Annotated in this window: 14 protein-coding genes; 12 read left to right on the forward strand and 2 right to left on the reverse strand. The window is 52.7% G+C overall.

Features of this window, described 5'->3' with window-relative positions:
* The first annotated feature begins 337 nt into the window (after positions 1 to 337).
* From aguA to PBOR_RS05085, 5 genes are all read left to right on the forward strand, one after another.
* Complete coding sequence (gene aguA, locus PBOR_RS05065; RefSeq protein ID WP_042210753.1) at positions 338 to 1,438, forward strand: agmatine deiminase; 1,101 nt, start codon at positions 338 to 340, stop codon at positions 1,436 to 1,438.
* 247 nt (positions 1,439 to 1,685) lie between these two features.
* On the forward strand, positions 1,686 to 2,075 hold the full coding sequence (locus tag PBOR_RS05070) for a GntR family transcriptional regulator (protein ID WP_042210754.1): 390 nt from the start codon (positions 1,686 to 1,688) through the stop codon (positions 2,073 to 2,075).
* Positions 2,068 to 2,970: an ABC transporter ATP-binding protein gene (locus PBOR_RS05075; protein ID WP_042210755.1), complete on the forward strand. Its 903-nt coding sequence runs from the start codon at positions 2,068 to 2,070 to the stop codon at positions 2,968 to 2,970. Before PBOR_RS05070 ends, PBOR_RS05075 begins: the two co-directional genes overlap by 8 nt.
* A complete protein-coding gene (locus PBOR_RS05080; protein ID WP_042210756.1) occupies positions 2,945 to 4,948 on the forward strand; it encodes a DUF6449 domain-containing protein in 2,004 nt (667 codons plus the stop codon). Before PBOR_RS05075 ends, PBOR_RS05080 begins: the two co-directional genes overlap by 26 nt.
* A gap of 177 nt (positions 4,949 to 5,125) precedes the next feature.
* A complete protein-coding gene (locus PBOR_RS05085) occupies positions 5,126 to 5,647 on the forward strand; it encodes a mismatch-specific DNA-glycosylase (RefSeq protein ID WP_042210757.1) in 522 nt (173 codons plus the stop codon).
* A 295-nt stretch (positions 5,648 to 5,942) separates the two neighbouring features.
* Here PBOR_RS05085 and PBOR_RS05090 read toward each other — a convergent pair whose 3' ends face one another.
* Positions 5,943 to 6,902 (reverse strand): MraY family glycosyltransferase, encoded by a 960-nt coding sequence (locus tag PBOR_RS05090; protein ID WP_171720677.1) that lies wholly within the window; start codon positions 6,900 to 6,902, stop codon positions 5,943 to 5,945.
* Between the two features lie 103 nt (positions 6,903 to 7,005).
* Between PBOR_RS05090 and PBOR_RS05095 the strand changes: the two genes are divergently transcribed.
* Together PBOR_RS05095 and PBOR_RS35265 are read left to right on the forward strand one after the other, a co-directional pair.
* Positions 7,006 to 7,689 carry a YjjG family noncanonical pyrimidine nucleotidase gene (locus tag PBOR_RS05095; RefSeq protein ID WP_042210758.1) on the forward strand — a complete coding sequence of 228 codons (684 nt, stop codon included), beginning with the start codon at positions 7,006 to 7,008 and terminating at the stop codon, positions 7,687 to 7,689.
* A 147-nt stretch (positions 7,690 to 7,836) separates the two neighbouring features.
* Entirely contained in the window at positions 7,837 to 8,508 is a 672-nt protein-coding gene (locus PBOR_RS35265) for a stalk domain-containing protein (RefSeq protein WP_052429340.1), read from the forward strand.
* A 117-nt stretch (positions 8,509 to 8,625) separates the two neighbouring features.
* Here PBOR_RS35265 and PBOR_RS05105 read toward each other — a convergent pair whose 3' ends face one another.
* Entirely contained in the window at positions 8,626 to 9,609 is a 984-nt protein-coding gene (locus PBOR_RS05105; RefSeq protein WP_042210759.1) for a ring-cleaving dioxygenase, read from the reverse strand.
* 203 nt (positions 9,610 to 9,812) lie between these two features.
* Between PBOR_RS05105 and PBOR_RS05110 the strand changes: the two genes are divergently transcribed.
* The 5 genes from PBOR_RS05110 to PBOR_RS05130 all read left to right on the forward strand — a co-directional run bounded on the left by PBOR_RS05110 (position 9,813) and on the right by PBOR_RS05130 (position 13,655).
* Entirely contained in the window at positions 9,813 to 10,643 is an 831-nt protein-coding gene (locus PBOR_RS05110) for an AAC(3) family N-acetyltransferase (protein ID WP_042210760.1), read from the forward strand.
* Between the two features lie 95 nt (positions 10,644 to 10,738).
* Positions 10,739 to 11,671 (forward strand): manganese-dependent inorganic pyrophosphatase, encoded by a 933-nt coding sequence (locus PBOR_RS05115; protein ID WP_042210761.1) that lies wholly within the window; start codon positions 10,739 to 10,741, stop codon positions 11,669 to 11,671.
* 160 nt (positions 11,672 to 11,831) lie between these two features.
* Positions 11,832 to 12,407: a hypothetical protein gene (locus PBOR_RS05120; RefSeq protein ID WP_157763978.1), complete on the forward strand. Its 576-nt coding sequence runs from the start codon at positions 11,832 to 11,834 to the stop codon at positions 12,405 to 12,407.
* A 30-nt stretch (positions 12,408 to 12,437) separates the two neighbouring features.
* Positions 12,438 to 12,875 (forward strand): RrF2 family transcriptional regulator, encoded by a 438-nt coding sequence (locus PBOR_RS05125; protein WP_042210763.1) that lies wholly within the window; start codon positions 12,438 to 12,440, stop codon positions 12,873 to 12,875.
* Between the two features lie 132 nt (positions 12,876 to 13,007).
* A complete protein-coding gene (locus PBOR_RS05130) occupies positions 13,008 to 13,655 on the forward strand; it encodes a nitroreductase family protein (protein WP_042218944.1) in 648 nt (215 codons plus the stop codon).
* Positions 13,656 to 13,702: the final 47 nt, after the last annotated feature.

Below are 13,702 nucleotides of genomic sequence, written 5' to 3' on the forward strand. Positions count from 1 at the left end.
GTGGAAATCCTGCAGAAAGTACAACAATTCTGGTTATAGCCCGCCGAATCGCCGGAAATCCTGCATAATGTACAACAATGCAGGTTCGCGCCGGCTGAATCAGCGGCCAAGGATGTGTTAGCACGAGAGTAACGATGCTACTTGTACAGATATTGGACAAGCATATTGACCAGCTCAGACTTCAGCCGGTCCACAGCGCTCCACTGCGGGGAGAAGGAGATGAAATCGACGATGGCGTAGCAATTTGCCCCGGCCCCGCATAAATTGGAACAGGACGAGATGCCGGGCAGCGTTCTCTGCGGTCCCCCATCCTGTTCAAGTGCCGGGAGGGATGCTTATGCCACGCAGAATTACCAGTACACCAAGACAAGACGGCTACCGTATGCCTGGGGAATTCGAGCCGCATCAGGGGACATGGATGCTCTGGCCGACCCGGCCGGACACATGGCGGCTGGGGGCGAAGCCGGCGCAGGCTGCTTTTGCCAGAGTGGCGGCAGCGGTTGCGGAATTTGAACCTGTAACGATTGGCACGATCAGTGCCCAATATGAGCATGTCCGGGCACTTGTGCCACCGCAGGTACGAGTGGTGGAGATCTCCTCGAACGATGCGTGGATGCGGGACATCGGCCCGACCTTTGTAGTGAACGGCAGCGGCGGGGTACGGGGGATTGATTGGGGGTTCAACGCCTGGGGCGGACTCGATGGAGGGTTGTATTTCCCCTGGGACCAGGATCTGCTGGTGAAGCGGAAGGTGCTGGAGATAGAAAAGCTGGACTATTATGACCTGCGGCATTTCATCCTTGAGGGCGGAGCTGTTCATGTGGATGGAGAAGGTACGCTGATAACGACTGAGCAGTGTCTGCTGCATAAGAACCGCAACCCTCATCTGTCCAAAAGGCAGATCGGGGGTTATTTGCGCGACACGCTGAACGTAGACAAGATTATCTGGCTGCCCAGAGGAATGAGTGATGATGAGACGGACGGCCATATTGATGAGGTGGCGGCTTTTGTGAAGCCGGGTGTAGTGGTGATGAGCTGGACCGATGACCGGGAAGACCCGCAATATGAGGTGCTGCACGAAGCTTATTCACGGCTCATCCGGCAGAGGGACGCGCGCGGGCGCAAGCTGGAGGTTCACCGGCTGCATATTCCGGAACGGCTGACAATTACAGATGAAGAGGCGGGATGGATCGATCCGGCCAGCGGCAGCTACAGCCGTGCCCCCGGCACAACGTTTGCAGCAACTTATGTGAATTTCTATATCTGCAACGGCGGAGTGGTGATGCCGGCATTCGGTGACAGGCAGGATGCGGAGGCGCTGGAGACAGTGCAGCGGTTATTCACAGACCGCAGGGTGGTGCAGGTCAATACCCGCGAGATCGCCTTGGGCGGAGGGAATATTCACTGTATTACCCAGCAGCAGCCCCGGAGCGGGTAGCGTAGTTTGACACCCGGCTCGCCGGAGCCGGTATGTACAGAAACCCGGGCTGTTCTACAGCCCGGGTTCCTTTTGTATGCGGCTGTAACCGCGTTTATCCGTGGGCTTCATGAGGTGGCGCTGCCCGGGAGTTCGCAAATATGATTATGTTAATGATTGACATACACTTCTGACTGTATTAATAATAGTAGTACAGTTAGTACACCTAGACGACCTTTGTGAAGCATCCTATGAAAGGAGGACTGTCATGTTCGAACTCGATGTACGCAGCCGCAAGCCGATCTATGAACAACTGACCGATAAGGTCAAAGAGATGATTATGCATGGTATTCTGCAGGCGGATGAACAACTGCCTTCGGTGAGGACTTTATCCTCGCAGCTTACGGTGAACCCCAATACGATCCAGAAAGCCTACAGGGAGCTGGAGCGGGAAGGTTACATCTATTCACAGCAGGGCAAGGGCAATTTCGTAGCCCCGCTGCAGCACGGACAGAATGAGAGCAAACGGGCAGAGCTGAAGGAAGAGCTGCTGCGGCTGATGGCAGAGGCAGTCTATCTCGGATTCACGGAGAGTGAGATGAGTGCGCTGTACCGCCAGGCACTGGATAAGAGAAGAGAGGAGAACAGCCATGATTGAGATACGCGGAGTGAGCAAGATTTTCCAGGAGGAAAAGGCTGTTGACGACATTTCGCTGACTGTAAATAAAGGCGCCATTTACGGCTTGCTGGGCTCCAACGGGGCAGGCAAAACAACGCTGCTGAAGACGCTCGCCGGCATCTACCGTCCCGAAGCGGGGACCGTCAAGATAGACGGCCAGCCGGTGTTTGAAGCTCCTGAGGTGAAGCGCAGGCTGATCTTCATGCCGGACAGTCCTTATTTCTTCCCGCAGGCAACTATTAGAAGTATGGCGGCATTCTACCGCTCCGTATATCCGGAATGGAGCCAGAAAAGATACGAGGAGCTCGGGACAGTGTTCCGGCTGGATACCCGGCGCAAGCTCAGCCGCTTCTCCAAAGGAATGCAGCGCCAAGCCGCCTTCTGGCTGGCCCTCAGCTGCAAGCCGGATGTGCTGATTATGGACGAGCCGATTGACGGGCTTGACCCTGTCATGCGCCGGCAGATCAAGAATCTGCTGTTCCAGGAAGTAGCCGAGCGGGAGCTGACCGTACTGATCTCCTCGCATAACCTGCGGGAAATCGAAGATCTGTGCGACCATGTCGGCATTATGCATGAAGGCCGGATGCTGGTTGAGAAGGATCTGGATGATTTGAAGGCAGACACGCATAAGATCCAGGTGGCCTTTCGCGATGAACGCCATGCGGCGGCGCTGGAGGCCAAGCTGCAGATTCTCCATCAGGAGCAGCGGGGAAGTGTCAGCCTGTATATTGTAAAAGGTGACCGGGAGCGGATCGCCCAGGCTTTTCATGTCTACGAGCCTTATGTGTTTGATCTGCTGCCGCTGACGCTGGAGGAAATCTTTATTTATGAAATGGGGGATGCCGGTTATGACGCGCAGCCGATTATTCTATAACAGCAGTATTATCCGCCAGAACCTGCGCCAGCACGGCTGGATCGGAATTTTATATACACTGGCACTGTTGTTCATATTCCCGTTGCAGATACTCATGAACGGCTACCGGTTTACGGAACCTATGGAGATCCCGCAGCTTTTTAACATTGGTATCGAAATTGCACCTTTCCTCATTGCTTTTCCTATTGGAGCCGGTTTATTCCTGTTCCGTTATCTGCAGTCCAAAATGCCTTCCGATCTGTGGCACAGCCTGCCGCTGCGGCGCTCGCATCTGCTCGCTTCCCATACGCTGAGCGGTTTGCTCCTGCTGCTTCCGCCAGTCTGGATTACAGCTGCGGTTGCGGCGATCATCCGCCCGCTGGACGGCATCATGTATATCTACAACGCAGCCGATGTCTGGGAATGGTGTCTGACCGTCAGCCTGCTGACGCTGTTTCTATTTGTGTTCACTGTATTTGTAGGCATTTGCACGGGACAGACCATTCTCCAGGGAATACTGATCTTCATCCTGCTGATTCTTCCCGCTGCACTTCTGCAATTCATCGATATGCATCTGAACAGATATCTCTACGGGTATCCGGAATGGTCCGGCTTGCAGAATATCCTGAATAACTGGGCACCGCTTCTGCGTATTATGGACCTGTCCATTGAGCCTTTAACTAGTGCAGAAGCGTGGATTTATGCCGTTTTATCTGTTGTGTTCATCGCGCTGTCCTTCTTGCTGTACCGTAAACGCCACAGTGAAAAATCCGGGCAGGCTATGGCTTTCACCTACTTCAATCCGCTGTTCAAAGGCGGTGTAATGCTCTGCAGCATGCTGCTGGCCAGCCTGTACTTCGGCACCGGGCGGAATCAGCTTGGCTGGATCATCGGCAGTACCCTTGTGGGTGGACTTATCGGGTTCATTGCAGTCGAAATGATTCTCCGCAAAACCTGGCATATTATGACCCGCAAGCTACCGCTTGAATTCGCGGTTTACGGCGTACTTCTGGGTCTGCTGCTCTATGTTCCCGTGTCCGGATTAACCGGGTATGAGGACAGGGTACCACAGGCTGATAAAGTGACTGCGGTATATGCCGGGGGCAATTACCGTGAATTAACGCAGAATCCGCAAGGTCATAATACCTGGATGGAACCGGAGGAGAATATTTACTCAACGGACCGGGAGTACATCAAAGCTGTTACCGCGATGCATCATGCAGTTGTTGCTTCTAGGCCGGATCCCCGGAATACCCCGCAGTACGATTATACCGGGAACCGGCAGTTTACTCTGGCTTACAAGCTGGAGAGCGGGCGGAAGCTCGTACGGACCTATATTGTTCCGGCAAAGGGCTTTGAGCCGGAGCTAAAGTCGGTCATGGAGAAAGAGGATTTCAAGCGTGAGAAGTATTATCTGGCCCAGCTGGATCAGGAGATGGAGAGCTTCAGGCTGAGCTATCTGGATAAAGTGTACAGCATCTCGGAACCGCAGGATGTAAAGGAATTCAATGAAATTCTGAAGCGTGAGCTGCTGAACAGGTCTTATGAAGATCAGGTTAGCGACCTGCGTGCGCTGGCTTCAATCCAATACGTTGTTAAGCAGAATTCAAACAGTAATCAGATCTTTTATTCGTATGAATGGTATCCATCCTACCGTGAGATGACGGCCTGGCTGAAACAGAAGGGCTATGCCGATAAAATCAAGTACACAGCGCAGGAGGTACTGTCCGCTGAAATGTTCAAGGATGAACACCAGAGCGAAATTCCTGCTTCCCAGATCTATGATCCCGAGAAGCGGCTGCAATTAGCCCGCAGTGAGAAGCGGTCCGCTGTGATTACAGATCAGACGCAGATCAACAGTATATTGGAGCACCAGCGCGCCTTCACCCGGCTGGGGGAAAAATATATAGTGAAGATAGAGTACAAAGGCGGGACGATTAATTATGTATCGCTGGATGAACGGGATATGTCACCAGCGCTTAGGGCTCTTCTTCCGTAGGATCATTATAGTAATTAGTCTGCAGTTATAGTGATGCCCCCGCTCCCGGTGTATCTGCCCTCCGGTCCGGGGGCATTTCGTGTCTTAAGCCTCTGCTTGGGTTATGCTTATATAAAGCTAATATAGAGCAGGGCTTAAGCGCTCGCATGGAATCAACAGGGTAAGGAGGGAAGTTTAATGGAAGAGGTACCGGATCATCTGGATCACGGACTGCAGATTGTGTTCATAGGCTTTAACCCCAGCATCCGTTCAGGAGAGCTGGGCCACCACTATGCTAATCCGCGCAATAATTTCTGGCGGATTCTGCATAATTCCGGCCTGACCCCGCGGCTGTATGATGCCTCGGAGGATGGGGAGCTGCTGAAGCTGGGCTACGGGTTCACGAATATAGTCGCCCGCCCCACGGTAGGCGCCGAGGATATTACCCGTGAAGAGTACACGCAGGGCCGGGAGCTGCTACGCGCCAAGCTGGAGCAGTACCGCCCGGATATCGCCTGCTTTGTCGGCAAAGGCGTATACACGGAATTCAGCCGCAGAACCAAAGCGGACTGGGGATTTCAGGAGGGTGTGACTCCGGTGGTCGATGGAGTGCGGGAGTTTGTCGCGCCTTCGTCCAGCGGACTTGTCCGGATGCCGATGCCGGAGATCGTGGATATTTACCGGCGGCTGCATGATTTTACGGAAGAGAAGGAGACTTGAGGCGCAGGTCGCCCGCCGCCACAAGTAATGTAGCTGTTTGCGGATGCTGCAATTGATGTGAATGCTGCGAACGCTGCTAATGTGGTGCGCTATAAGGCAGGATTCTAGTTCCAATGTTACTGGCAGTTCCAGCCTGACCGGCAGTTGCTCGCTGCTTGCGGACTCAGTGGACCTTATGTTTGGGAAAACCCGCTGAAAAAGGCTATACGCAAGGCTGATAAATCTGGAGCTTGCATTGAACTGCGCTTAAAACAAAAGCCCCCTTGGCCCAAAGGCTCAAGGGGGCTTAACTTAGCTAGATCTGAATCAACAGCAGAATGATCGATGATAACGAGAGGCAGACACTGACCAGATACAGCACAGCGACCACCTGTTTCTGATTCAGGCCGGCCTTGAGCAGGCGGTAATGGACCTGGGTGGCGTCGGCCTGATAGATGGCCTGCCCTTTGAGGAATCTTTTGACAACAACAAAAATATTATCGAAGATCGGTACGCCGAGCGCAAGAATCGGAATGCACAGCGACAGCACCGTTGCCTGCTTGAAGGCACCGTCAAGCGCAATCACGGCCAGAATGAAGCCGAGGAAGGTGGCACCGGCGTCGCCCATGAAGATTTTGGCGGGAGCTTTGTTGTAGCGCAGATACGCGACTGTGACTCCGATAAGCGACATCGCCATGATGGCTGATGAGGATTGTCCCATGGTAATGGCGACTACGAACAGGGTTACTGCCGAGATCGCTGTAAGTCCTCCGGCCAGACCATCCATGCCGTCAGAGAAATTAATCACCGTGGTGACGCCGAAGATCCAGATAATCGTCAGCAGGAACTGCAGAATGAACGGCAGTGAGATATAATCTCCTGAGAAGGGATTGATGAATCCCGTGAAGGCATTGCCTGAGAAAAAGACGAGAATCGCTGCGGCAATCTGAACAATGAATTTCGGAAGCGCCGGGAAGTCCTTGCCTTTGGTTTTGTACCAGTCGTCAATGGTTCCTATAGTCAGCAGCAGTACACCGCCGATGAAGAGGGCCAGTGTCTCCAGTGAGAAATCCCGGGCGAACAGCAGATATGTAATAAAGAAGCCTACGAATATGGCATAGCTGGCCGTGAGCGGAATCGGCTCCCTATGTATTTTGCGTTCTACATCTTCTCTGGGCCTGTCCACAAAATCCAGCCGGAAAGCGAGCTTGCCAAGAGGAGGAATCAGCAGATAAACGATAAAAAATGACACGAGAAACGCTAAAACGTATAAAATGACAATCACCCCGTTGATTTATTTAGGCTGGTCTGTGTAAATTATATCGCAGAAGGTTATACGTTGTCGAACCGGCAAACGAGATGGAGGGAAATATTGAAAGATGAAGTACAAAGTGATTTTATTTGATGCCGATGATACGCTGTTTGATTACGGGATGGCGGAGAGCCATGCCTTGTACCACGCCTTTGCCCATTTCGGACTGCCGACAGGGGCGGAGGATTACGCGTCCAGCTACAAAGAAATTAACCATTCACTGTGGAAGGACTTCGAACAGGGACGGATTACCTCTGCTGCGCTGCGTGTGGAACGGTTCAACCGGCTGTTTGCCGCGCATAGTCTTGAGCTTAAGCCGGATGAATTCAGCGAAGCTTATCTGCGGTTCCTCGGGGAGGGCACGTTCCTGATTCAAGGGGCGGTAGAGCTATGCGGAGAGCTTGCCGGCTGCAGGCTGGCTATTATAACAAACGGAATTAAGGATGTGCAGCAATCGAGAATCAAGGGTTCCCCGCTGAGCGAAGTATTCGAAGCAATTATTATCTCTGAGGAGACAGGGTACCAGAAGCCGGAGACGGGGATTTTTGATTATGCTTTTGAACGGCTTGGTATTTCTGATAAAAGTAAGGTGCTGATTGTCGGTGACTCGCTGACCTCGGATATTCAGGGCGGGATCAATTATGGCATCGATACCTGCTGGTTCAATCCGCTGGAGAAACCGGGAGATCCGGATGTGCTGCCTACATATGAAATCCGCAGTTTAGAGGAGCTTCTGAAGATTGTACGCTAGGGCAATGTTTGTGGCAGGCGGGTGACGTTGAGTGCCAATCCCTCTTGAACTTGGCTTCCGGCAGGTTGAAAGATTCTCCCCTGTGTTAAATATATAAGGACGCTATATATATCCAATATTGATAACAACACACGGGAGAGGATTACTATGAATAAAAAATGGCTGATTGCCGCCGTGGTTACCGGACTTACAGTAACCGGTTCGGCAGGTGTCTATGCAGGCGCCAAGCTGCAGCAAATCAAGGCCTATCTGAACCACAGCCTCGGGATTGTGGTGGATGGTACTCCGTATTGGCTGAAAGACGGCAACGGTAAAACGCTAACACCAATCACCTACGAAGGCACCACCTACCTGCCGATCCGGTCGATCGCAGATGCGCTGGATGTGCCGATAACTTATGATGCTGCGAATTATAAAGTGAGAATCGGTACCGGCAGCGAGGTTGCCCCTTCACCGGGAGCCTCCGCCGGCGGCGGGACTACAGCTCCGGTGGAGGGTACTGCCCGGCCGGTTAACCTGCCGAAGGATTTCCCGATTCCGGCAGATGCCCTGATTGCGACCACCCTTGATACGGATGCAAACGGTGTGAAAAAGGTGGCCTTCAGCTATTCCACGCAGGAAACGCTGGACATGATGGGATTCGTGTACAGTGAATATGTGCGCATCAAGCGGCTTGATAATGCTTCAGAGACCGTAACAGCCAGCACGGTCAAAATCACAGGCAGACTCGGCGGCACGAGTCCGGTATCGATCACGGGCAAAGCTTCCACTGCCCGTCCAGGCTACAATATCTTCACGGTTACCTGGTCAGAGAGCTGATAGGCATAAGTATGCAGTTATGCTCTCATGAATAGAACAAATACTCCGGGCCGCGAAGCGGTCCGGAGTATTTAGTGCGGAAAGGATTAGATGGTTTGTTCCGGCACCTTCTTAAGCTTAAGCCTGCTGCCGGGTATCGAGCGGCTTCAAATGCGCTTCAATCTGCGCGCGCTTTGATTCCAGGAACGGCGGAAGGGCCAGGGCCTCGCCCAAATGCTCTACCTCTTCATCGGTGGCAAATCCCGGTCCATCCGTAGCCAGCTCGAACAAAATGCCATTCGGCTCGCGGAAATAGAGCGAGCGGAAGTAGAAGCGGTCGACGAATCCGGAATTGGGCAGCTGCACGGTGCGGATACGTTCGATCCACAGCTTGAGCTCTTCTTCGTTATCTACGCGGAAGGCGACGTGATGTACACCGCCGCGTCCGAGGCGCTCCTGCGGCAGATCCTTGCGTTCCTCCAGATGGATCTCTGTGCCGGAGCCGCCTTCTCCGGTCTCGAATACGATGACATCCGGCTGTCCGTTTACCAGCGAAGGGTAAGTGTCCTTGCGGCGGAAGCCGAGCAGATCCTCCAGGATCAGCGCCGTATGTTCGGCTGTCTCTACGGTGAGGTGTGCCGGGCCAAGTCCAACAATGGCATATTCCGCCGGTACGGGGCTCTTGTCCCAGGGCTTGCCGCCAGCCATACCCTGATTATGCTCATCCGAGACGAGGATAAGGCGCTGTCCCTCGTGATCGGTGAAGGCCAGTGTCTTGCGGCCGCCGCGTTCGGCAATCTCATCGTGCTCCACGCCAAACACTGTGAACCGCTGGGTCCAGTAGAGCAGCGCATCATCACTTGGTACACGGAGTGAAAGCGCAGAGATGCTGTTGTTGCCGTCACGGTTGCGGCCGGCGTTCGGCAGCTCGAAGAAGGTAAGCTCGGTGCCCGGGTTCCCGGTCTCATCACCATAGAACAGATGATAGACAGAAACGTCATCCTGGTTTACAGTTTTTTTGATCAGGCGTAGTCCGAGCACTTCCGTGTAGAATTTGTAGTTCTCCGGTGCTTTGGCTGTAATGGCGGATACATGATGCAGCCCTTTTAATGTTAAACTCATGTGAAGGCCTCCTATATAGTTTTGTCGCTTCGAGATCAGAAACTCAAGCTTTGTGAGTCTAAGCGTATATGTCTAACCGTGCCGGATACTTAATGAGTATTTTTAAGTTACTATAATTTTAATAGTAAATTAGGAGAAATGCAAGGTGTATTTTGTATTCATATTTAGTGTCCGATTTAGTATCCAAGAAAGCGGGGTTAAACATGCACACCAAATCAAGTCTGATGAAGCAGCTGGAGAGCCTGGGGATAGATCCGCAAGGAACGCTGCTGGTTCATTCCTCCTATAAGAGCATCGGTGAAGTAGAGGGAGGGGCGGAGACCGTACTGGATGCGCTCTCCGAGTATATGAAGGAAGGGCTGCTTGTCCTGCCGGCGCATACCTGGTCGTATATTAACGCGCTGAATCCGCGGTTCTCCGTTCTGGAGTCACCAGTCTGCGTCGGCATTCTGCCGGAGCTGTTCCGTAAGCGGCCGGGCGTGATCCGTTCCTGGCATCCGACACACTCTGTAGCTGCGCTTGGTGCGGACGCGGCAGACTTTACTGCCGGAGACCAGCGCTGGGATACACCCTGCGCGCGCGGCTCGGTCTATGGCAGGCTGCTGGACCGCAAGGCGGAGATTATGCTGCTGGGTGTTGATTTGCGGAGAAACACGTTCATCCACGGAATTGAAGAATGGGTGGATATCCCCGGCAGAATGACGGACGGGCATGAACAGTTATACACCGTGACACCTGAGGGGGAGGAAATTGCTGTTCCCTCACGCAGGCACTCCGGACTGTCCTGGTCACAGCATTTCTGGAAGGTGGAGCCTGTGCTGGAGGAAGGCGGTGCCCTGCGCCGGGGCAGGTTCGGCGATGCTGCGGTCATGATCTGCGGCACTGTGGAGACAACGGATATCCTGAGCCGCATGCTTGGGGAGAATCCGGATTTGTTCTCGGACAATGAGCCGCTGCACGGGGAAGCTGTGCCCGAGTCGCTGCCCAAGACGAAGCCGGGAGTCCCGCAGCGGACCGTCAGGGAACGTACGTAACTTTAAATTGAATCTAAGTTACCTGCCCATTCTGGCAAGGCTCTATCAATGTATGGTATATTATTCTCACAAAAAACAAAGTAAGGAGATTGGAAATGACAAAAACTTTGATCTTTGGACACAAAAACCCGGATACAGATACAATCTGTTCAGCAATTGCGTATGCAGCACTTAAGAAGGAATTAGGCTGGGATGCCGAGCCGGTCCGTCTGGGAGAGGTCAGCGGCGAAACTCAATATGCACTTGATCACTTCGGGGTACCGGCACCGCGTCTGGTGGAGAATGTTGCAGCTGAAGCGAACCAGGTTATTCTCGTTGACCATAATGAACGCCAGCAAAGTGCGAATGATATCGATCAGGTCCGTGTGGTTGAGGTTATCGACCATCACCGGATTGCGAACTTTGAAACCGCTCATCCGCTGTACTATCGTGCAGAGCCTGTAGGCTGTACTGCAACAATCCTGAACAAGCTGTACAAAGAGAATGGTGTAGCTATTCCGAAGAACATCGCCGGTCTGATGCTCTCCGCTATCATTTCCGACTCCCTGCTGTTCAAATCGCCAACCTGCACTGAAGAGGATGTTGCCGCTGCACGTGAACTGGCTGACATCGCTGGTGTAGATGCTGAGAGCTATGGCCTTGCCTTGCTCAAGGCAGGTGCTGACCTCAGTGACAAGAGTATCGCCCAGCTGATCTCCCTGGATGCCAAGGAATTCAAAATGGGTGAATACAAAGTGGAGATCGCCCAGGTCAATGCTGTGGATGTGAATGATGTGCTGTCCAAGCAGGCTGAGCTGGAAACGGCCCTTACAGCTATTATCGATGACAAGGGACTTGATCTGTTCCTGTTCGTAGTTACCGATATCCTGAATAACGATTCTGTAGGATTGGCTCTGGGCCGTGTAGCCGGCGCTGTGGAGCAGGCTTACAATGTGAAGCTGGACGACAACAAAGCTGTGCTGAAGGGTGTAGTTTCCCGCAAATCACAGATCGTACCGGTTCTGACTGAAACGATTGCCAAGCTGTAAAGACTCGCCCGGAATCGTTTTATATTTATAATTTTTACGCATAATAACCGGTTGCAGCATTCTTAACAGGATGAGGCAACCGGTTTTATTTTACAATTGAGAGCAACTCCTTCCGGTTTGACGGGTATAATCAGCATAGGGATATTTGAGGGGGACGGAAATGATGGGGAAAATGCGTAAGCTGGTGGTGTCCACACTCGGGCTGATGATTATCTCAGGAGGAACTCTGCTGTATGCTGCTGCGGGCAAAACGGATCTCTCAGTGTACATAAATAACGTGCTTCAAAAGCAGCCGGGGATATCATCGGAAGGCCAGGCCTATCTGCCGCTGGACCAGCTTCCTGACAATATGCATGCGATCCTGTCACTGGACGAGTCGGCGGGGACGATCCGTATCTATAAGCCTAATGTGAACACGGTGCTGCTTGATGATAAGGGGACCATTTTTGGCAAAGTAAGAACCGCATCCAGCAGTACGTTCTACACCCTGGTGCAGGTGGATCAGCTGAAAACAGATGTCTCGGACCTGAAAATAACGATTACTGATCCGGCCGGCAAAACGGATACCGTGGATAATCAGCAGATTACGGAGAAGAAGGACAGCTTCTGGTTCAAGTCGGCGGCGTATAATTACACCTTCACGGAGAAGGGCAGCTATACGATCCAAGTCTATTTGAAAGATACTGCATCCAAGAAATGGTTCATCGTTTCCGAACTGCAGATATCGACCACTTAATCACTTAATCATGAAGGAGGAGCGGGAACTATGGCGAAAACACGAAACAGCGGAGCTCCCCAATATAAGTCGTTTGGTCTCGTGCTGCAGGCGTTAGTGATCCTCGCGAAAAAAGGAAATACCTGTTCGAGCTGCGAGATCGCCGAATTGCTGTCGTCCGAAGCCACGCTGTTGAGGCGCCTTATGGCTAATCTGACCCGTGAGCGGATTCTGGTGACCCGCGAGGGGCGTGACGGAGGATATCTGCTTAACCGGGCGCCGGAGGAGTTGACGCTTGCTGAGATTTATCGGGCTATGGAGGCAGGAGAAGGACGCGATAATGGTCACAGTGATACAATGTGTGTAAATGCACTGGGGACACAAATGAAGGCAGCCTATGGTGAACTGCTGGACGAGCTGGACCGGAGTGCGCTAAGTGTTCTGGAACGCTACACGCTGGCCGATATGGTGCGCAAAACGGAAGGTTGACAGTGTGCTTTTTTTTGAATTATACTGTGCGTAATATTATACAGTTAAACGCCAGCGCTGGGATGCGGTGGTTGATGAAGTGTTTTTGTGGATCAGGAAAAGGAAGAGGAAGAGGAAGAGGAGGATGAGCGTATGTCAGCAGAACTGAAGGCAGAACAGGAATTCAGCAAGGTGATTCGCGATAGGCATTCTGTGCGGAAATACGATCCGTCCTGGACGATATCCGATGCGGAGATTAAGGAGATCCTCGAAGAGGCGATTCTGGCCCCGTCTTCTTCCAACCTGCAGCCGTGGCGGTTCATTGTCATTACCGATCCGGATGTGAAGGCACAGCTGCTGCCGATTGCCCATAACCAGGCACAGATTACCGATTCCTCAGCGACGATAGCCGTGCTTGGCGATCTTGAGGCGTACCGCAATGCGGAGACCATCTATCAGTACGCAGAGGCAGCCGGATATGTCACAGCAGAAATAGGCGCGGCTATGGCCAAAAGAAGCTATGACGGTTATTCCGGCATGCCTGCTGAGAGGCTGAAGGATATTGCGCTGATAGACGGCGGGCTGATCTCCATGCAGCTTATGCTGGCAGCCAAAGCGAGAGGTTATGATACCGTGCCTATGGGCGGATTCGTTCACGACAGCTTCAAGGAGCTGTTCGGGATTACGGAGCGTTATGTGCCGGTGATGCTCATTGCGCTGGGCAAGGCAGCAGTAGAAGGACGGCCGACAGCCAGACTTCCGCTGGAAGCAGTTACGCACTGGAACGCTTTTCAGGCCTAATTCTGAAGGATTGAGCTTTACGCTATATTACTGTACCTGTTATCTAC

This window comes from Paenibacillus borealis, from assembly GCF_000758665.1.
GTDB classification, from domain to species: domain Bacteria; phylum Bacillota; class Bacilli; order Paenibacillales; family Paenibacillaceae; genus Paenibacillus_AQ; species Paenibacillus_AQ borealis.